General features: G+C 74.2%; 18 protein-coding genes. 11 read left to right on the top strand and 7 right to left on the bottom strand.

What is annotated here, in order from left to right; genetic code table 11:
• The first annotated feature begins 21 nt into the window (after positions 1–21).
• Together ACZ6SQ_RS08955 and ACZ6SQ_RS08950 are read left to right on the top strand one after the other, a co-directional pair.
• On the top strand, positions 22–1,047 hold the full coding sequence (locus ACZ6SQ_RS08955; RefSeq protein ID WP_469558272.1) for a hypothetical protein: 1,026 nt from the start codon (positions 22–24) through the stop codon (positions 1,045–1,047).
• A gap of 74 nt (positions 1,048–1,121) precedes the next feature.
• The gene (locus ACZ6SQ_RS08950) at positions 1,122–2,342 is read left to right on the top strand and encodes a lactonase family protein (RefSeq protein WP_469558269.1); all 1,221 of its coding nucleotides are present in this window, start codon (positions 1,122–1,124) and stop codon (positions 2,340–2,342) included.
• Here the strand turns inward: ACZ6SQ_RS08950 and ACZ6SQ_RS08945 are convergent.
• The gene (locus ACZ6SQ_RS08945) at positions 2,310–3,035 is read right to left on the bottom strand and encodes a DUF2470 domain-containing protein (RefSeq protein WP_469558266.1); all 726 of its coding nucleotides are present in this window, start codon (positions 3,033–3,035) and stop codon (positions 2,310–2,312) included. The genes ACZ6SQ_RS08950 and ACZ6SQ_RS08945 overlap by 33 nt on opposite strands.
• Positions 3,036–3,419: 384 nt before the next feature.
• A complete protein-coding gene (locus ACZ6SQ_RS08940) occupies positions 3,420–4,028 on the bottom strand; it encodes a TetR/AcrR family transcriptional regulator (protein ID WP_469558264.1) in 609 nt (202 codons plus the stop codon).
• A 109-nt stretch (positions 4,029–4,137) separates the two neighbouring features.
• Here ACZ6SQ_RS08940 and ACZ6SQ_RS08935 point away from each other — a divergent pair, with 109 nt between their 5' ends.
• Together ACZ6SQ_RS08935 and ACZ6SQ_RS08930 are read left to right on the top strand one after the other, a co-directional pair.
• Positions 4,138–5,616: a cytochrome P450 gene (locus ACZ6SQ_RS08935; RefSeq protein ID WP_469558261.1), complete on the top strand. Its 1,479-nt coding sequence runs from the start codon at positions 4,138–4,140 to the stop codon at positions 5,614–5,616.
• A gap of 129 nt (positions 5,617–5,745) precedes the next feature.
• Positions 5,746–5,946, top strand: coding sequence for a DUF5999 family protein (locus tag ACZ6SQ_RS08930; RefSeq protein WP_386380035.1), 201 nt, complete (start codon positions 5,746–5,748; stop codon positions 5,944–5,946).
• A gap of 78 nt (positions 5,947–6,024) precedes the next feature.
• On the opposite strand, the gene ACZ6SQ_RS08925 is transcribed toward ACZ6SQ_RS08930, so the two are convergent.
• From ACZ6SQ_RS08925 to ACZ6SQ_RS08915, 3 genes are all read right to left on the bottom strand, one after another.
• Positions 6,025–6,945, bottom strand: a complete 921-nt coding sequence (locus tag ACZ6SQ_RS08925) for a sigma-70 family RNA polymerase sigma factor (RefSeq protein WP_469558258.1) — start codon at positions 6,943–6,945, stop codon at positions 6,025–6,027.
• 30 nt (positions 6,946–6,975) lie between these two features.
• The gene (locus ACZ6SQ_RS08920; RefSeq protein WP_469558256.1) at positions 6,976–7,716 is read right to left on the bottom strand and encodes a PIG-L deacetylase family protein; all 741 of its coding nucleotides are present in this window, start codon (positions 7,714–7,716) and stop codon (positions 6,976–6,978) included.
• A gap of 135 nt (positions 7,717–7,851) precedes the next feature.
• On the bottom strand, positions 7,852–9,153 hold the full coding sequence (locus tag ACZ6SQ_RS08915) for an alpha/beta fold hydrolase (RefSeq protein WP_469558737.1): 1,302 nt from the start codon (positions 9,151–9,153) through the stop codon (positions 7,852–7,854).
• 289 nt (positions 9,154–9,442) lie between these two features.
• On the opposite strand from ACZ6SQ_RS08915, the gene ACZ6SQ_RS08910 reads away from it, so the two are divergent.
• From ACZ6SQ_RS08910 to ACZ6SQ_RS08900, 3 genes are read left to right on the top strand one after another with little or no spacing between them, the layout of a single operon-like run.
• Positions 9,443–10,198 (top strand): (Fe-S)-binding protein, encoded by a 756-nt coding sequence (locus ACZ6SQ_RS08910; RefSeq protein WP_469558254.1) that lies wholly within the window; start codon positions 9,443–9,445, stop codon positions 10,196–10,198.
• The gene (locus ACZ6SQ_RS08905) at positions 10,195–11,673 is read left to right on the top strand and encodes a LutB/LldF family L-lactate oxidation iron-sulfur protein (RefSeq protein WP_469558251.1); all 1,479 of its coding nucleotides are present in this window, start codon (positions 10,195–10,197) and stop codon (positions 11,671–11,673) included. The genes ACZ6SQ_RS08910 and ACZ6SQ_RS08905 overlap by 4 nt, the downstream gene beginning before the upstream one ends.
• A complete protein-coding gene (locus tag ACZ6SQ_RS08900) occupies positions 11,670–12,314 on the top strand; it encodes a LutC/YkgG family protein (protein ID WP_469558249.1) in 645 nt (214 codons plus the stop codon). The genes ACZ6SQ_RS08905 and ACZ6SQ_RS08900 overlap by 4 nt, the downstream gene beginning before the upstream one ends.
• A 55-nt stretch (positions 12,315–12,369) precedes the next feature.
• Here the strand turns inward: ACZ6SQ_RS08900 and ACZ6SQ_RS08895 are convergent, their stop codons facing one another.
• A complete protein-coding gene (locus ACZ6SQ_RS08895; RefSeq protein ID WP_469558247.1) occupies positions 12,370–12,762 on the bottom strand; it encodes a winged helix-turn-helix transcriptional regulator in 393 nt (130 codons plus the stop codon).
• A 131-nt stretch (positions 12,763–12,893) separates the two neighbouring features.
• Between ACZ6SQ_RS08895 and ACZ6SQ_RS08890 the strand changes: the two genes are divergently transcribed.
• Together ACZ6SQ_RS08890 and ACZ6SQ_RS08885 are read left to right on the top strand one after the other, a co-directional pair.
• Positions 12,894–13,739: an SDR family oxidoreductase gene (locus tag ACZ6SQ_RS08890; RefSeq protein WP_469558245.1), complete on the top strand. Its 846-nt coding sequence runs from the start codon at positions 12,894–12,896 to the stop codon at positions 13,737–13,739.
• Between the two features lie 54 nt (positions 13,740–13,793).
• Positions 13,794–14,477, top strand: coding sequence for a VOC family protein (locus ACZ6SQ_RS08885; RefSeq protein ID WP_469558242.1), 684 nt, complete (start codon positions 13,794–13,796; stop codon positions 14,475–14,477).
• A gap of 54 nt (positions 14,478–14,531) precedes the next feature.
• Here ACZ6SQ_RS08885 and ACZ6SQ_RS08880 read toward each other — a convergent pair whose 3' ends face one another.
• Positions 14,532–15,122: a TetR/AcrR family transcriptional regulator gene (locus tag ACZ6SQ_RS08880; RefSeq protein ID WP_469558240.1), complete on the bottom strand. Its 591-nt coding sequence runs from the start codon at positions 15,120–15,122 to the stop codon at positions 14,532–14,534.
• Positions 15,123–15,298: 176 nt separating this feature from the next.
• On the opposite strand from ACZ6SQ_RS08880, the gene ACZ6SQ_RS08875 reads away from it, so the two are divergent.
• Together ACZ6SQ_RS08875 and ACZ6SQ_RS08870 are read left to right on the top strand one after the other, a co-directional pair.
• Complete coding sequence (locus ACZ6SQ_RS08875) at positions 15,299–16,156, top strand: AAA family ATPase (protein WP_469558238.1); 858 nt, start codon at positions 15,299–15,301, stop codon at positions 16,154–16,156.
• Positions 16,153–17,511, top strand: coding sequence for a vWA domain-containing protein (locus ACZ6SQ_RS08870; RefSeq protein ID WP_469558236.1), 1,359 nt, complete (start codon positions 16,153–16,155; stop codon positions 17,509–17,511). Before ACZ6SQ_RS08875 ends, ACZ6SQ_RS08870 begins: the two co-directional genes overlap by 4 nt.
• The last annotated feature ends 7 nt before the right edge of the window (positions 17,512–17,518 follow it).

Here is a 17,518-nt window from a genome sequence, read left to right as displayed (position 1 = left end):
CCGGCACAGGAGGGGGCGCACATGAGCGTGCGGATCGACGGGAACACACTACGGCTGCCTGGCGGAGTGGCGGTGCGGTTCTTCCGTACCCTGCGGCTGCCCGAGAAGGGCACGCATCCGCTGCCCCCGGGGATCGGCGAGTTCCCGCTGCGCCGCGTCACCGACTACCCGGACACCGCGCCCGCCGAGTGGCTCGCGCGCGGCGGTGTGATGCTGCCGGTGTATCTGCGCGAGGCGATGTGGCTGAGCTTCGCCGGGACCACCGGGCCGGCCGCGCTCCAGGTCGGGGTGGGCAAGGTCTGCGCGGTGTCCGGCAAGCCCTGGAGCGACCGGCTGCGGCGGGACCCGCAGAACTACCTCGTGCTGCCGCGCCAGCCCTGGCTGGACGGCATCAACTCCGGCAAGGGCACGGTCCGCCAGTTCGTGGCCGTACCGCTGGGGCTGGGGGCGACCGTGGAGGGGCAGGTCACCGGTGAGGAGTCGTGGGGCGGGGTGCAGCTGCGGTCGTTCCCGCTGACCGAGGAGGCGGCGGCCGCCTGGCGGGAACAGCAGCGGCTCCTGGCACAGCGGCCTGCGCTCGCCTCGCCGGGGTACGGCGCGGCCGGTTCCTTCCCGCCGCCCGCCCCGGGCGCGGCGCCCGCCCCCGCGGGGGCCCGGCCGCGGAGCGCGGCGATGGGCCTCGGCGTGGGCGGGTCGATGCGGCAGGAGGTCTACCGCGACGACCGTCCGGCGACGGACTGGGACGCCGAGGCCTCGGGCCGGGTCTTCGTGCATCTGGTGACGCCTCCGGAGTGGCGCCGCATCACCGGTGAGCAGCCTCCTCCCTCTCCCGTGGACCGGGCCGCCTACACGCGCGCGGGACTGCCCTGGTTCGACTACTACGACGACGAGGCCGACGACCTGGCGCCCACCGACACACTCGCCGCGGTCAAGCCGGTCGGGGACTGGCTGGGCGAAGACCACGAACCCTGGCAGCCGCCCGCCCCTCACCAGGTGAAGCAACTGGGCGACGCCCCCGGGCAGCCGGTGCGGGACGGCGACTGGTGACGGACCCGGTTTTGCCCCGGGGCGCCCGGCAGGCCAAGGTGGCTGTCACCTTCCGAGACGGGCGGGGTGCGGGCATGGGCAGCAGCAGGGCCGGGAGCTGGAGCAGGCGGCGTTTCGTGGCGGCCGCCGCGGCGGCCCTGCCGCTCACCGCGTGCGGGACCGGGTCGCCGCCCGCGGGCGCACCGTCCGCGAGCCCGCCCCCGGCCGGCTCGCAGCCGGGCCGTACGCCCTCGCCCCGTCCGTCGTCGCCGGAGTCCGGGGCGTCCGGCCCCCGCCCGTTGTATCTCGGCACGTACACCTCGGCCGAGGGCGGCGGCCGAGGTGTCGGCCTGGCCTCGTACGACCCGGAGACCGGCCGGGTCGGTCCGGTCGGCCTGCTCTCGGAGGTCGCCGACCCGTCGTATCTCGCCGTGCATCCGGACGGGCGGACGCTGTACGCGGTGAGCGAGCGCGAGGACGGCGCCGTGATGGCCGTACGGCTCGCCGACCGCAAGGTGCTGGGCAGCCGCGGCACGGGTGGGGCGGGGCCGTGCCAGGTGTCGGTGCATCCGGACGGGCACTGGCTGCTGAGCGCGAACTACGCGTCGGGCAGTGTGGCCGTACATCCGATCGAGGCCTCGGGCGCGATCGGTGAGCGCACGGACGTCGTCACGCACTCCCGTCCCGCGCCCGGCCCCGGGCAGCAGGGCCCGCACGCGCACCAGTTCGTGACCGGGCCCGACCCGTCGACGGTCCTGGCCGTGGACCTCGGCACGGACACGGTCTACAGCTACCGCCTCGATCCGCGCAGGGGCACCCTGGAGGAGATCGGCCGGGCGCGCACCAGGGCCGGGGCCGGCCCGCGCCATCTGACCTTCCATCCCGGCGGCGCGTACGCCTATCTGGCCAACGAGGCCGACAACACCGTGGCCGTCTGCGCCTGGGACGGGGCGAACGGGCGGCTGACCGTGGGCGATCCGCAGCCCACGGCGACGGGGGCGGGCACGAACTATCCGGCGCAGTTCGCGGTCACGGCGGACGGCGCCTTCGCCTATCTCGCCAACCGCGGCCACAACAGCGTGACCCGCTACGCCGTCGAGGAGGCGGGGGCCCGGCTCAGGCTGCTGGACACGGTGCCGGTGGGCGGGGACTTCCCGCGGCATCTCGCCCTGTCGCCGGACGGGCGGCTGCTGTTCACGGCGAACCAGCGGTCGTCCACGGTGAGCGTGTTCCGGGTGGACGCGGCGAGCGGCGGACTGCGGCTCGCGGGGCGGCCGTCCGCGTCACCGGTCGCGGTCTGCGCGCTGCCGCTGTAGGGCGCGGGGGCAGGCGGCGGCAGCGGCCTGTCCGAGCAGCACATGGACCCGCTCGGTGAGCTGGGCGACGGTGTCGGCGGGGGCATGGAACGGCAGGCGTACGTCGCCGTGGGCGCGGGCGCGTTCGATGCGCAGGGTGAGGCCGTGCCGGTCTACGGCGAGAGGGCGGACCCGGACGGCGCCGTGCAGGCTGTCGGGTTCCACGAGCCGGGTGAGCCGCTCGACGGCGTCGGGGTGGGCGTCGGCGAGGTGGGTGAGCAGCTGTGCCTCGGCGAGGGCCAGCGGGTCGGGCGCGGCGGCGGTGAACTCTTCGAGGTCGACCAGTTCCGCCCCGGACGGGCGGCGCAGCACCACGCGGGTGGGGCGCAGCGCGAGGCCCTCGCCCTCGGCGGCGAACCAGCCGGCGATCCAGAGCCGGGCCCGGATGCGGTTGCGCAGCGGGACGGGGGCCACGTCGGCGAACTCCAGCACGGCGGACGGCTCGCCCCGCGGGGCGAAGATCGCGGCCCTGAGCAGCGCGCTGTCCTCGGGGACCTGGAGGTGTACCCGGCCGTCCTCGCCGACGGTGTGCGCGCCGACGAGCTCCTCACGGCCGCCGTCCGCGGTCACCGCGCAGGACCAGGCCGCGGCGAGCACCGACCGGGCCTGCTCCGCCGCGCCGGGCACGGCCGTCCAGGTGGGGCTGTCACCCATCCGTACATCCTCCTTATTAGGTAAGGCTCACCTAACCTATCGGAGATCACGGCCGCCGCCAAGCAGGGGTCACCCGGGGCAGTGGGCGCCGCCCCTCCCGGGGGCGCGAGGAACCGCGCGACCAGCCCACGACAACCCGCACCCGCCGCGAACCGCCGTCGACCTCGCGCCGACAGCAGGCCCGGCGGACCGCGCCGCCCGGGCGCCCACCGCGCCGAGCAGGATCACCCTGGGCAGTGGGCGCCGCCCTTCCCGGGGGCGCGGGGAACTGCGCGACCAGCCCACGACAACCCGCACCCGCGCCCGCTGCGAAACCGCCGCCGACAGCAGCCCCGGCGGACCGCGCCGCCCGGCGGACCGCCATCCGGCGGCCACCGCGGCGGCTCAGTCGCCCACGACTCCCAGCAGTGCCCGCGCGCACAGGTCGCGCACCTGTTCCCGGGTCAGCTCCGAGCCGCGCAGCCACTCCAGACAGACGGCCGTGAGGAAGGCGAGCCAGCCGCGCACCGCGAGCGGCAGGTCGGGGCGGCCGGCGAAGCCGGGCCCGAACTCGGGGTCGGCGGCCAGGGCGGCGAGGATCTGCCGCTCCTGCGCGGCGAGGGCTCGCCGGTAGACACGGCGTACGGCCTGGTCGCCGGCCGCCTCCGCGCGGTGGAAGGCGCGGAAGCCGTGGGCATGGGTCTCCACGTACTCCAGCAGGACGTCCAGACCCGCTTTCAGCTGCCCGCGCACGGGGACACCGGGCACCGCCTCGGTCATCCGGAGCATGCGTTCGCTCTCGCGCTCCACGACAGCCGCGAAGAAGTCCCTTTTGGTCGGGAAGTAGTGGTACAGCAACCCCCGGGAGACACCGGCGATCTCGGCGACCTGCTCGATCCACACCTCGTCGAACGGACTCTCCGAGAACAGCTTCGCACCGACCGACAGCAGCTGCTCACGGCGCTCCTCGGTGCTGAGCCGACGGCGTGTGCGCCCACCCTGGTTCGCGGCCATGCGCGCACTCTACTTGACGCGGATTCAACAAGGGGCCGAGACTGTGGCCGTTGTTGAACCCACGTACAACACCGGCCCAACGCGTCGGTGGGTCAAGGGAGATCACGTCATGGCGGAGACGACACCGGACGGGCTGCCGAGCGGATTCCGCAGCGCCGAGCACGGCTGGCCGCAGCTGCACCGCATCCCGCACCCGCCGCGCCGGCTGCCGCTGCTGGGCGATGTGATCGGCGCCAGCCGGCACACCCCGGTCCAGGACTCGCTGCGCTACGCCCGTGAGCTGGGGCCGGTCTTCCGGCGGCGGATCTTCGGCCGGGAGTTCGTGTTCGTGTGGGGCGCGGACCTGGTCGCCGACCTGGCGGACGAGTCGCGGTTCGCCAAGCACGTGGGCCTCGGCATCGCCAATCTGCGGCCGGTCGCAGGGGACGGGCTGTTCACGGCGTACAACCACGAGCCCAACTGGCAGTTGGCGCACGACGTGCTGGCGCCCGGTTTCAGCCGGGAGGCGATGGCGGGCTACCACCCGATGATGCTGGACGTGGCCGGGCGGCTGACCGACCACTGGGACACCGCGGCCGGCGCCGGCCGGTCCGTGGACGTCCCCGGGGACATGACCAAGCTGACGCTGGAGACGATCGCCCGCACCGGCTTCGGCCATGACTTCGGCTCCTTCGAACGCGACCGCCCGCACCCCTTCGTCAGCGCCATGATCGGCACGCTCAGCTACGCCCAGCGGCTCAACACCGTGCCCTCGGCGCTGCTGCTGCGGCGGGCCTCGCGGCAGAACACGGCCGACATCGCCTACATGGAGCGCACGGTCGACCGGCTCGTCGCGGAGCGGCGCGCCTCGGGCGAGACCGGCGGCGGCGATCTGCTGGACCTGATGCTGCGCACCGCCCACCCGGAGACCGGCGAGAAGCTGTCCGCGGAGAACGTCCGCCGCCAGGTGATCACCTTCCTGGTGGCGGGCCACGAGACCACCTCCGGCGCGCTCTCCTTCGCCCTGCACTATCTGGCCCTGCATCCCGAGGCCGCCGCCCGCGCCCGCGCCGAGGTCGACCGGGTGTGGGGCGACGCGGACACCCCGGGATACGAGCAGGTGGCCAAACTCCGTTATGTACGAAGGGTGCTGGACGAGTCGCTGCGGCTGTGGCCGACGGCGCCCGCGTTCGCCCGCGAGGCACGGGAGGACACCGTGCTCGCCGGGACGCACCCGATGCGGCGGGGCGCCTGGGCGCTGGTCCTGATCGCCTCGCTGCACCGCGACCCCGAGGTGTGGGGCCCGGAACCCGAGCGCTTCGACCCGGACCGCTTCGACGCGGCCGCCGTACGGGCCCGGCCGCCGCACGCCTTCAAGCCGTTCGGCACGGGCGCGCGGGCCTGCATCGGGCGGCAGTTCGCGCTGCACGAGGCCACGCTGGTGCTCGGACTGCTGCTGCGCCGCTACGAGTTGGAGCCCGACCCGGCGTACCGGCTGCGGGTGGCGGAGCGGCTGACCCTGATGCCGGAGGGGCTGCGGATGCGGCTGCGGCGGCGCGGGGCCCCGGCGGCCGGACGCGAGCCCGCCGGAGCGCGAACTCACCGCTGAGTTCCAGGCCTTGTGGGGGTCTCCTCATCCGGACGAAAACAACGTCGGCTAGGACTGTGGGAAGGGCCCGTCCGACGGGCCCCGGCAGCCGAGCCGACGCGGGAAGACCACGGGTCGAGGAGAGACGTCATGTGCAGCCACCAGCCGCAGTGCCCCACCGCCGACAGCCCTCGTCATGACGGCGCGGCCGTCGTCACGGCCCGTCCCGAGCAGGGCTGGAGCCTGCTGTGCAACGGGACGATCGTCTTCGACGACACCGGTGAACTCCTGCCGGACGGAAGGGTGGTGGATCCGCACCGCGCTCCCGGAGCGATGGCCGCGGCCGCCTGAGACGTCCCCGGCCCGCCCCGGTCCGGGGCGGGGCGGCGGGCCGGGGCGGCCGGCCCGGATCGATGGCGCCGGGGGCGGTCAGTCCGCGCCGAGCGCGGCCGGGTGCAGCCGGGCGAGCCGCTCGGGGTCGGCCAGGATGTACATCCCGGTGATCCGGCCCCCGGCGACCGTGACCCCCATGACCGACTGCACCCGACCGTCGACCAGGTTCGCCACCCCGATCCCGTCGTTGACCAGCACGAGCCGGCCGTAGGGCACGAACTGCCGGAAGGTGATGGCCTGTTCGGCGACCGGGCGGGCACCGCGGACCACCTTGGACGCGGCGGCGCCGCCGAGCAGCGGACCGGAGTCCGCGCGCAGCACGATGTCCGGGTCGAGCACGGCGACCAGCGCGTCGAAGTCGCCCTCACGGGCCGCCGCGAGGAAGGCGTCGAGCACCTTGCGCTGCCGCCCGAGGTCCGGGTCGGCCGACGGGGTCGCGCCGCGCACCCGCCGCCGGGCCCGGCTGGCGAGCTGCCGGGTGGCGTCCGTACTGCGCTCCACCACGGGCGCGATCTCGTCGAACGGCACGGCGAACAGGTCGTGCAGCACGAACGTCAGGCGCTCGGCGGGTTCCAGGGTCTCCAGCACCACCAGCAGGGCGAGCCCCACCGCGTCGGCCTGGAGCACCTCCTGCTCCGGGTCGATCTCCGACAGGGGGCGCACCACGGGGTCGGGCACGAACGCCTCGTCCATGGACTGTTCGCGCCGCGCGGTGCGCGAGCGCAGCAGGTTGAGGCAGACCCGGCTGATCACCGTGGTCAGCCAGCCGCCGAGGTTGCGCACCTCCCCGACGTCGGCGCCGCTGTACTTCAGCCAGGCCTCCTGGACGGCGTCCTCGGCCTCGGCGAGCGAGCCGAGCATGCGGTACGCCACCGCCCGCAGATGGCCGCGGTGTTCCTCGAACGCCCGCGTGGAAGAGTTCTCGTCGTGCACGCCCGTTCCCCCGTTCGTGATCATGACTGTGCGGTGACTGCCGGCGGATGACCGTCAGCGGGCGAAGACCTCGAAGGCCACCGCGGGCCGCCCGCCGAACCGCTCGGCGACGGCCTGGGCGTTCCCGGTGAGGAAGCCCCGCACGTAGGTCTCCGGGTCCTCGCTCGTCAGGGCTTCGATGTAGCTGCGGTGGGCCAGCAGCGAGCGTGTCGCGTGCTCCAGGCCCTCGGGGGTGGCCCCGACCGCGTGGGTGGGCGTGCTGGAGCCCGCGACGGCCACCCAGCGGACGCCGTTCCAGGGCTTCAGGCCCTCGGCGGCCAGTTCGGGGAAGATCCAGCGGTTGCCCGCGTCGGCCGCGGCGTCCAGCACGGCCCGGCCCACGGCCACGTGGTCGGGCGTGTTCCAGGCGACGCCGCCCCAGGTGTCCCGGTGGTTGAGGGTGATCACCAGTTCCGGCCGGTGGCGGCGGACCGCGGCGGCGATGTCCCGGCGCAGCGCCGTGCCGTACTCGATCACACCGTCCTTGTGGTCCAGGAAATCGACCACCCGGACACCGACCGCCTCCGCACTGGCCCGCTGCTCCCGCTCGCGCAGCGGGGCGCACTTCTCCGGCTCCAGACCGTCGATGCCGGCCTCGCCGCGCGTGGCGAGCACGTAGGCGACCTCGCGGCCGGCGGCGGTCCACTGCGCGATGGCCGCCGAGCAGCCGTACTCGAGGTCGTCGGGGTGGGCCACCACCGCCAGTGCGCGCTGCCAGTCCTCGGGCAGGGGCCGGAGCTGAGCGATCTCTGTCATGACCGGCAGCGTAGCCCGGCGGCGTGAACTGCCGCGTCGCGTCCGCCGGTTCGCGGCGGCGTGCCGCGGGGTTCCCCCGGACGGGTGGGGCCGGGGCGTGTTCCGCGCCGCGGACGGGCGGAACACGCCCCGGGATCACGCCTCGTCCCGTACCAGCGCCAGCAGCCGGTCCAGGACGCGCGGGCCGCCCGCCCGGACGCCGTCGTGCTCGAACTCGTCCGTCACCCAGGTCCGCAGGCCGCGGATCGCACGGGCCGTCTCCAGGGAGTGGGCCGTGTCCACGTACATGTCGTCGTGGTAGACCGCGGCGGCGACGGGCACCTCGTTGGCGGCCAGCCGGGCCGGGTCGTACAGCGGCTTCCAGTCGGTCCGCGCGGCGAGGAGCGCGGCCGTCTCGCGCAGGGGGCGCAGGGCCGGGTCGCAGTCGAACATCCAGGGGTGGATGGTCTCGCCGGTGAACAGCACAGGGCCGTCGCCGGTGAGCGTCTTGGCGGCGTCGAACTGCGGGAACTCGGCCCGCACCCGTTCGGCCGACCAGGCGGTGGGGCGGGCGTCCTGGCCGTAGATGGCCTCGTGGACGAGCGCGTACAGCGGGTGGCCGGCGAACGACAGCAGGCCCTGGACCTCCTCCTGGAAGGCGTCGGAGAGGGCAGGGCCCTGCGGGGTGGGCACGAAGGCGTGCTCCAGCAGGAAGTGCAGCCGGTGGCTGCCGTCACCGCCGCCGAGGAGGATGCCGAGGGACTGGAAGGCCTCGACGGTGAGCAGATAGCCGTTCGGCAGGCGCACCTCGTGCTGGAGGAGGTGGTCGGCGATACGGCGGGCTCGCTCGGCGTCCTGCGGGTAGCGGGCGTAGTGCGCGGCGACCTTGCGCTCGATGCGCGGGTAGGCGGCGCGGTAGACGTCGTCGGCGTGGGCGTGCAGGGAGGGCAGGCCGCCGGTGACGAGGGCGGCCGTCAGGCCCTCGGGCGCGGTCGACAGGTAGTTCACCGTGCAGAAGCCGCCGAAGCTCTGGCCGAGGACGGTCCACCGGGCGCCGCCGGTCACCTGCGGCCGGACGACCTCGCAGTCGCGCACGATCGAGTCGGCGCGGAAGTGGGTGAGGTAGTCGGCCTGCTCGGCGGGGCCGCCGCGCAGCGGCAGCGTCTGACGGTTCACGGGCGTGGAGTGGCCGGTGCCGCGCTGGTCCAGCAGGAGGACGCGGTACTCCTTCAGGGCGCGGCCGAGCCAGGCCGGGCGGCCGATGAAACGGTTCGCGCCGAAGCCGGGGCCGCCCTGGAGGTAGACCAGCCACGGCAGGTCCTGCCGCTCCTTGTCGCTCGCCACGACCTCACGGGCGTACAGCTCGATCGTCTCCCCCGCCGGGTCGGCGTGGTCGAGCGGCACGGTGAAGCGGCGGTCGGTGAGGACGACGCCGGGCTGGCGGTAGCTGACGGTCAACGGTGCTCCCGGTGCGGTCGGAGTGCTGGTCACGTCCCCGGGCGGTACCCGGGTCGCGTCCCAGTTCAGCACATGGGAACGCGCTTGCCGACCCCGGGGATCACGAGGCTCTACTGAACCGCCGCTCAGCGGACGGACGGGCCGGCGCGGCGAGAGGGGCCGGCCGCGCGGGCGCTCGCGCACGGGTTCTCGCCGCGCGAGCCCGCCCCGCGCCCGGTCCGCCGCCCACTAACCTGCAACCGTCCGACGACCGACCACACCGTCCGACGACCGATCACGAGGAGCCGAGATGCGTGTCGCCCTGTTCCTGACCTGCGTCAACGACACGCTGTATCCCAGCACCGGGCGGGCGGTGGTGAGGCTGCTGACCCGGCTCGGCGTGGAGGTCGACTTCCCGATGGCGCAGACCTGCTGCGGGCAGGCGCACTACAACACCGGCTACCGCCACGAGACGGAGCCGCTGGCCCGGCACTTCGCCGAGGTCTTCGGATCGTACGAGGCGATCGTGACGCCGTCCGGGTCGTGCGGGGCGATGGTGCGGGAGCTGTATCCCCGGCTCGGGGAGCGGGCACGGGCCGAGGGGCGCGGAGACGCGCTCGCGGCGACGCTGGCGCCGGTGGTGCCGAGGACGTACGAGCTGACGGAGTTCCTGGTGGACGTACTGGGCGTGACGGACGTCGGGGCGTACTACCCGCACCGGGTGACCTATCACCCCACCTGCCACGGACTGCGTGGGCTGGAGCTCGCCGACCGGCCGCGGCGGCTGCTGGAGGCGGTGAGGGGCCTGGAGCTGGTGGAGCTGCCGGGCGCGGAGGAGTGCTGCGGGTTCGGGGGCACGTTCGCGCTGAAGAACGCGGACGTGTCGGCGGCGATGGGCGCGGACAAGGTGCGCAACGCCGCCTCGACGGGAGCGGACGTGCTGTGTGCGGCCGACAACTCCTGCCTGATGCACATCGGCGGCACGATGGCGAGGCTGAGCACGGGGATGCGGCCCGTGCACCTCGCGGAGATCCTGGCGAGCACGGAGAAGGAGCCGGCGGTATGAGCGGCACGTTCGTGGGGATGCCGGCCTTTCCAAAGGCCGCGCGTGAGGCGGTGCGCGACCGGACGCTGCGGGACAATCTGCGGCACGCCACGCACACCATCCGCGCCAAGCGGGCCAGGGCGGTGTCGGAGCTGTCCGACTGGGCCGATCTGCGCGAGGCCGGACAGCGCGTCAAGGACCACACGCTGCGCCATCTCGACCGCTATCTGGTGCAGTTGGAGGAGGCGGTGACGGCAGCGGGCGGCGTCGTGCACTGGGCGTCCGACGCGGACGAGGCGAACCGGATCGTGACTGCCCTGGTGAAGGCGACCGGGGAGTCGGAGGTCGTCAAGGTCAAGTCGATGGCCACGCAGGAGACCGGGCTGAACGAGGCCCTGGAGGCGGCGGGCATCCGGGCCTACGAGACCGATCTCGCCGAACTGATCGTGCAGTTGGGCGAGGACCGCCCCTCGCACATCCTGGTCCCCGCCATCCACCGCAACCGCGCCGAGATCCGGGACATCTTCCGCTCGCGGATGGCCGCGTGGGGCTGCCCGGCCCCCGAGGGCCTGACCGACACCCCTGCCGAGCTCGCCGAGGCCGCGCGGCTGCATCTGCGCGAGAAGTTCCTGCGGGCCAAGGTGGGTGTCTCCGGTGCCAACTTCATGGTCGCCGAGACCGGCACGCTCGTGGTCGTGGAGTCCGAGGGCAACGGACGCATGTGCCTGACCCTGCCCGAGACGCTGATCTCGGTCGTCGGCATCGAGAAGGTCGTGCCCACCTGGCGCGACCTGGAGGTGTTCCTCCAGACCCTCCCCCGCTCCTCCACCGCCGAACGTATGAACCCCTACACCTCGACATGGACCGGCACCACCGACGAGGACGGGCCGCGCGCCTTCCACCTGGTGCTACTGGACAACGGCCGCACCGACACCCTCGCCGACGAGGTCGGCCGCCAGGCCCTGCGCTGCATCCGCTGCTCGGCCTGCCTGAACGTCTGCCCCGTCTACGAACGGGCCGGCGGCCACGCCTACGGCTCCGTCTACCCCGGCCCCATCGGCGCCATCCTCAGCCCCCAACTGCGCGGCACCGCCAGCGAGATCGACGCCTCGCTGCCGTTCGCCTCCTCCCTCTGCGGGGCCTGCTACGAGGTGTGCCCGGTCGCCATCGACATCCCCGAGGTGCTGGTGCATCTGCGGGAACGGGTGGTGCAGGGCGGGCCGGTGACCCGTGCGGGCAACAAGGTGGTGCTCAAGCCCGCGAAGGGGCACGGCGCCGAGCGCGCGGCGATGCGCGCGGCCCGCTGGGCGCTGGGCCGGCCGGGCGCCCTGCGGGCCGGACAGCGCCTCGCCTCGCGGACCCGGCGGCTGCATCCCGGGACGCTGCCGGGGCCGGCGCGCGCGTGGAGCGACTCGCGGGCACTGCCACCCGTGCCGCCGGAACCGTTCCGCGACTGGTGGCAGCGTACGAACGGCGGGAAGGGCGGGGCCGAGTGAGCGGCAGGGAGCGGATTCTGGGCCGGGTGCGGCGTGCGCTGGCCGAGGTGGAGCGCGACGAGAGGCCGTACGAGCAGGCGGTGCCGCGCGGCTATCTGCGTGAGCACGGCGCGCTGGACGCCGGGGAGGCGGTGGAGCTGCTCGCGGAGAATCTGGCGGACTACCGGGCGGTCGTGCACCGGTGCACGGAAGGGGAGTTGCCCGGTCTGCTGGCGCGGCTGCTGGCCGAACGGGGCGCGCGGACCGTGCTGGTGCCCCCAGGCCTGCCGCCGTCCTGGCTCGGGGCCGTCGAGGCGGCCCGGGTCGACGATCTCGCCGCCGACACCGCGCACGAGCTCGACCGGGTCGACAGCGTCGTCACCGGCTGCGCGCTGGCCGTCGCCGAGACCGGCACGATCGTCCTCGACGGCTCGCCCGACCAGGGCCGGCGCCGCATCTCCCTGATCCCCGACCACCACATCTGTGTCGTCCGGGTCCCCGGGCAGGTCGTCGCGTCCGTGCCCCATGCTCTCGAACGGCTCGATCCCCTACGGCCGTTGACCTGGATCTCCGGGCCGTCCGCGACGAGCGACATCGAACTGGACCGGGTGGAGGGCGTACACGGCCCGCGCACCCTGGAAGTCGTGCTGGTCGGGTACTAGGACCCTTCGGCGCGTGCCAGGCGTCGCGGGGCGGGCGAGATTTTCGAGGAACGCCCTATTCGGCGCGGTCGTACGCCTCGCGGGCCCGCTCGACCGTCGGCAGGTTCTCCGTGGTCCAGTCGGCGAGGTGCGCGAACAACGGGCCGAGGCTCCGGCCGAGTTCGCTGATCTCGTACTCGACGCGGGGCGGGACCTCCGGGTGGTAGGTGCGCACGACGAGTCCGTCCCGCTCCAGTTGGCGCAGCCGCTGGGTGAGCACCTTCGGGGTGATGCCGGTGATCCGGCGCTCGATCTGGACGAAGCGCTGGACGCCGTAGGTGTGCAGCACCCACAGGATCGGGGTGGTCCAGCGGCTGAACACGATGTCCACGACCGGGCCGATCGGGCAGGCGAGCTGCGGATCGGCACCGGCGGGTGCGATCGGCATCGGGTCGGTGGCCATGCGCATCCCTTCGAGGTAGTCACTTTCCTCTAGGTACCTACTATATCGGCGCTGTTAGCGTCGTCCCGGCGGCGCGGGGAGCGGGTTCGCCCCCGGTCGGACGCCCTCAATCACCTTTGACTACACAGGAGTTGTACATGATCGTGGTGACGGGAGCGACGGGGAACGTGGGGCGGGCGCTGGTGCGGACGCTGGCGGCGGCCGGGGAGCGGGTGACCGCCACCTCGCGCGGTGTCGCGCAGGGCGATGTCCCGGCCGGTGTCCTGGCGCGCCGGGCGGATCTGACGGACGTCGCCGGGCTGCGTCCGGTGTTCGACGGCGCCGACGCGCTGTTCCTCCAGAGCGGCGGCCCGAGCGCCCATCTGCTGCCCGCGGCCGCGCTGTTGGAGGCGGCCGCGGCCGGGGGTGTGAAGCGGGTGGTGCTGCTGTCCTCGCAGGGTGTGGCGACCCGGCCGGACTCCGCCTCGCACGGCGGGGTGGCGCGGGCGATCGAGGAGGACGTACGGGCGTCCGGGCTGGAGTGGACGATCCTGCGGCCGGGCGGCTTCGCGTCCAACTCCTACGCCTGGGCGGAGTCGGTGCGCACGGCACGGACGGTCGCCGCGCCCTTCGGTGACACGGGGCTGCCCGTGGTCGACCCGGACGACATCGCCGAGGTGGCCGCGGTGGCGCTCCGCGCGGGCGAACACGGCGGCCGGGTCTACGAGTTGACCGGCCCGGCCCTGGTCACGCCCCGGCAGCAGGCCGCGGCGATCGGCGCCGCACTCGGGGAGCCGGTGCGGTTCGTGGAGCAGTCGCGCGCGCAGGCGCTGGCCGTGCTGACGCGGTTCATGCCGGAGCCCGTCGCCGAGACGACGCTGTCGATCCTGGGCGAGCCGAACGAGGCGGAGCGGCGGGTCGGCGCCGATGTGGAACGGGTGCTCGGCCGGCCGGCGGGGTCGTACGAGGAGTGGGCGCGGCGCAACGCCCCGGGGTTCCGGTGAGGGTTTCCTGCGTCGCGCTGGGCCGTGGGCGGTGCGCGCTGCGAGCATGACCCCATGGAGACTCTCGGCAATCGTGACATCGTCAAGGCGATCGGCACCGGCCTCGGTGACTGGCGGAAGCTGGCCCAGCCGCTGGCCGCGCGCTTCCGGCCCGTCGACCGTGTGATGGGGGCCGTGTTCGTGGCCGCCGTGGCGAAGGCGGCGGGGGACGCCGGACTGGAGCCGGACATCCGCTGGGGGCGCGGCGGCGTCGACGTGACGCTGTCCACGGTGGACGGCGCCACCGGCAGGCGCGGCGTCACCGCGGCGGATCTGGAGCTGGCCGGGGCGATCAGCGACCTGGCCCGGGAGCACGGGCTCACCCCCGTACCCGGCGAGGTCACCCAGATCGAGCTCGCGCTAGACACCGCGGACCACTCGGCGCTGTCGCCGTTCTGGTCGGCGCTGCTCACCGGAGACAGCGGCAACGCGCGGGGCGACGAGGTCCTCGACCCCACCGACCGGGTGCCCCCGATGTGGTTCCAGTCCACGGACCCGCACGAGCCGCCCCGCCAGCGCTGGCACCTCGACGTGTGGCTCGCCCCCGAGGTGGCCGACGCCCGCGTCGAGGCGGCCGTCGTGGCGGGCGGTACGGTCGTGGACGCCTCCAACGCCCCCTCGTACACGGTCCTGGCCGACCCGGACGGCAACCGGGTGTGCGTGTGCACGGCCCTGGACCGCGACGGGGCGGGCGACTAGGCGGCCTCCCGGACGGACCGCGGGCGGCGGGCGGCCCGATCCGGGTGGCGGCAGTCAGCCGACCCCGGCCGCGTCCAGCAGGGCCGCGGCCGTCACGGCGGCCAGGCCGTCCTGGAGGCTCTCCACACCCGCTCCGGCGCGGGCGCTCGCGCCGTCGAAGACCAGGACCAGCTGACGGGCGAGCAGCCCGGCGTCGCGGGCACCGCCGCGCTCGGCCTCGCCGCGGAACGCGGCGAGCAGCCGCTCCTTCGCCGAGCGGGCGACCTGGCCGGCCGGGTGGCCGGGGTCCTTCAGCTCCACCAGGGCGGCGAGGTAGGGGCAGCCGTGGTAGTCGGGCTCGGCGGCGGCCTCGGCCAGTCGGCCGAAGACGTACAGGATGCGCTCGCGCGGTGTGCCGGCCTCCTCCGCGGGGGGCCGCAGCCGCTGCTCGTAGCCGGGCAGGCGCCGCTCCAGACTGGCGGCGAGGACCTCGTCCTTGCCGCCGAACAGCTGGTACATCGACCGCTTGGAGACTCCGGCCTCCCGGCACAGCGCCTCGACGCCGACGGAGACGCCTTCCCGGTAGAAGAGCGCGCCCGCGGCGTCCAGCAGCCGGTCCCGGGGGGAGGCCTTGTCCGTGGCCGCGGCGGCCTTGTCCGTGGTCATACGGCGAGGCTACCGCGCGGCGGAACGAGACGGAAACCGATCGGTGTACACACACCGCCCCCGCCCCGCGCATCCCTCCCGCGGCGGGCGCCGGGCAACCAGGTGACACGAGCAGTGAACAAGCGCTTAGATAGGAGGGTCAGAACCCTGTACGCCCATGACCGCCGGAGGCCCGGTTGTTCACTTCCGTCGACGACGTCTCCGCCCGCCTCGCCGAGGTGGGGTACCTCGCCTCCCCTGCCGTGGCCACGTCCGTGTTCCTCGCCGACCGGCTCGGCAAGCCGCTGCTGGTCGAGGGTCCGGCGGGCACCGGCAAGACCGAGCTCGCCAAGGCCGTGGCGGCGGTCGCGGACGCCAGGCTGGTCCGGCTCCAGTGCTACGAGGGCGTGGACGAGTCCCGCGCGCTGTACGAGTGGAACCATGCCAAGCAGCTGCTGCGGATCAGCGCCGGCCGCGACGAGTCCTGGGACGAGGCCCGCACGGACATCTTCAGCGAGGAGTTCCTGCTCCCCCGGCCCCTGCTGACCGCGATCCGCGGCGACGACCGCAAGGTCCTGCTGATCGACGAGACCGACAAGGCCGACGTCGAGGTGGAGGGCCTGCTCCTCGAGGTGCTCAGCGACTTCCAGGTGACCGTTCCCGAGCTGGGCACGGTCACCGCGACCCGCCGCCCGTTCGTCGTGCTCACCTCCAACGCCAGCCGCGAGCTGTCCGAGGCCCTGCGCCGCCGCTGTCTGTTCCTGCACATCGGCTTCCCCGAGGAGGAGCTGGAGCGGCGGATCGTACGGCTGAAGGTGCCCGAGCTGGACGAGGCGCTGGCCGCGTCCGTGGTGCGGGTGGCGGGCGCGCTGCGGGCCATGGACCTCAGGAAGGTCCCGTCGGTCGCCGAGACCATCGACTGGGCGCGCACCCTGCTCGCGCTGGGCGCCGGCACCCTGGACGAGACTGTCGTACGGGACACCCTGGGCGTGGTCCTCAAGCACCAGGACGACGTACTGAAGGCGGCCGCCAAGCTCGACCTGGACGCCGTGTGACAGCCGCGTCGGACGTCACCGCCCGGCTGACCGGCCTGGTGGACGCGCTGCGGACGCACGGGGTGCGCATCGGCACCGGCGAGACCCTGGACGCGGCACGGGCGGCGGCCGAACTCGGCTTCGCCGACCGCGAGCTGCTGCGCGAGGGCCTGGCCGCGACCCTGCTGCACACCCACGCCCAGCGGCAGGTGTTCGACCCCGTCTTCGATCTGTACTTCCCGCGCGCGGTCGGCGGTCCCCAGGAGCGCTCGGCGGGCCGCGAAGAGCTCCGCGAGCGGCTGGCGGCGGCGCTGGCCGACGACGACCGGGCGGCGCTGGCCCGGCTCGCGGTGGAGGCGGTCGACGGGTTCGGCGGCTACGGCGGCACCTCCGGCTCGGACGGCTGGTCCTCCTACCAGGCACTGGAACGCATCCGCCCGCAGACCCTGCTGGCCCGCGTCCGCGACGACGTCCGGGCCCGCGGCGGGCAGAGCGGGTTCACCGGCCGGCTGCTGGAGGACGAGATCCGGCGGCGCATCGAGTCCTTCCGGCGGCAGGTGTCCGACGAGGCGCGGCGCCGGGTCGCCGAGCGCCGCGGCCGCGAGGAGATCGCCCGGCGGGCCGTCGCCACGACCGCCGACCGGGTCGACTTCCTGTACGCGGGCAAGGACCGGCTCGCCGAACTGCGGCGCACGGTGCACCCGTTGGCGCGCAAGCTCGCGACCCGGCTGGCCGCACGCCGCCGCCGGGCCGCGCGCGGCACCATCGACCTGCGGCGTACGCTGCGCGGTTCGCTGTCCACGGGCGGGGTGCCGATGCGTCCCGTGCTGCGCCGACGCCGCCCGGCCCGGCCCGAACTGGTGCTGCTGTGCGATGTGTCGGGCTCGGTGTCCGGCTTCTCCGACTTCACGATGCTGCTGGTGCAGGCGCTGCACGACCAGTTCAGCAAGGTGCGGGTGTTCGCCTTCGTCAACCAGGTCGACGAGGTGACCAAAATGCTGGTGCACGGCCACGCCGATCCCGAGGGCCTCGGGGCCCGCATCGGCGCCGAGGCCAGGCTCACCGGCTGGCACGGCAGCAGCGACTACGGCGTGGCGCTGGGCGAGTTCGCCGAGCGTTACGGCGACGCGGTCGGCCCGCGCACCACCGTGTTCGTGCTCGGCGACGCCCGGACGAATCTGAGCGACCCCAACCTGCCCGCCGTACGGCGCATCGCGCGGCAGGCCCGGCGGGTGTACTGGCTCAATCCCGAGCCGCGCCCGCAGTGGGGCACGGGCGACTCCGCCGCGCCGGAGTACGCGGAGCTGGTGGAGATGCACGAGTGCCGCAACGCCCGGCAGTTGGGCGAGATCGTCGGCAGGCTGCTGCCGATCTGAGGCGGCG

This window comes from Streptomyces sp. NPDC048600 (genome assembly GCF_055587025.1).
This window is presented reverse-complemented; position numbering and strand designations above follow the sequence as displayed.

Excerpts from the sequence above, each read along its gene's own strand:
- ACZ6SQ_RS08940 (WP_469558264.1), bottom strand. The coding sequence starts at position 4,028 with ATGGCCGCGAACCAGGGTGGGCGCACACGCCGTCGGCTCAGCACCGAG.
- ACZ6SQ_RS08895 (WP_469558247.1), bottom strand. The coding sequence starts at position 12,762 with ATGCGCATGGCCACCGACCCGATGCCGATCGCACCCGCCGGTGCCGAT.
- ACZ6SQ_RS08885 (WP_469558242.1), top strand. The coding sequence starts at position 13,794 with ATGGAGACTCTCGGCAATCGTGACATCGTCAAGGCGATCGGCACCGGC.
- ACZ6SQ_RS08905 (WP_469558251.1), top strand. The coding sequence starts at position 10,195 with ATGAGCGGCACGTTCGTGGGGATGCCGGCCTTTCCAAAGGCCGCGCGT.
- ACZ6SQ_RS08880 (WP_469558240.1), bottom strand. The coding sequence starts at position 15,122 with ATGACCACGGACAAGGCCGCCGCGGCCACGGACAAGGCCTCCCCCCGG.
- ACZ6SQ_RS08955 (WP_469558272.1), top strand. The coding sequence starts at position 22 with ATGAGCGTGCGGATCGACGGGAACACACTACGGCTGCCTGGCGGAGTG.
- ACZ6SQ_RS08925 (WP_469558258.1), bottom strand. The coding sequence starts at position 6,945 with ATGATCACGAACGGGGGAACGGGCGTGCACGACGAGAACTCTTCCACG.
- ACZ6SQ_RS08910 (WP_469558254.1), top strand. The coding sequence starts at position 9,443 with ATGCGTGTCGCCCTGTTCCTGACCTGCGTCAACGACACGCTGTATCCC.
- ACZ6SQ_RS08890 (WP_469558245.1), top strand. The coding sequence starts at position 12,894 with ATGATCGTGGTGACGGGAGCGACGGGGAACGTGGGGCGGGCGCTGGTG.
- ACZ6SQ_RS08920 (WP_469558256.1), bottom strand. The coding sequence starts at position 7,716 with ATGACAGAGATCGCTCAGCTCCGGCCCCTGCCCGAGGACTGGCAGCGC.
- ACZ6SQ_RS08950 (WP_469558269.1), top strand. The coding sequence starts at position 1,122 with ATGGGCAGCAGCAGGGCCGGGAGCTGGAGCAGGCGGCGTTTCGTGGCG.
- ACZ6SQ_RS08930 (WP_386380035.1), top strand. The coding sequence starts at position 5,746 with ATGTGCAGCCACCAGCCGCAGTGCCCCACCGCCGACAGCCCTCGTCAT.
- ACZ6SQ_RS08935 (WP_469558261.1), top strand. The coding sequence starts at position 4,138 with ATGGCGGAGACGACACCGGACGGGCTGCCGAGCGGATTCCGCAGCGCC.
- ACZ6SQ_RS08945 (WP_469558266.1), bottom strand. The coding sequence starts at position 3,035 with ATGGGTGACAGCCCCACCTGGACGGCCGTGCCCGGCGCGGCGGAGCAG.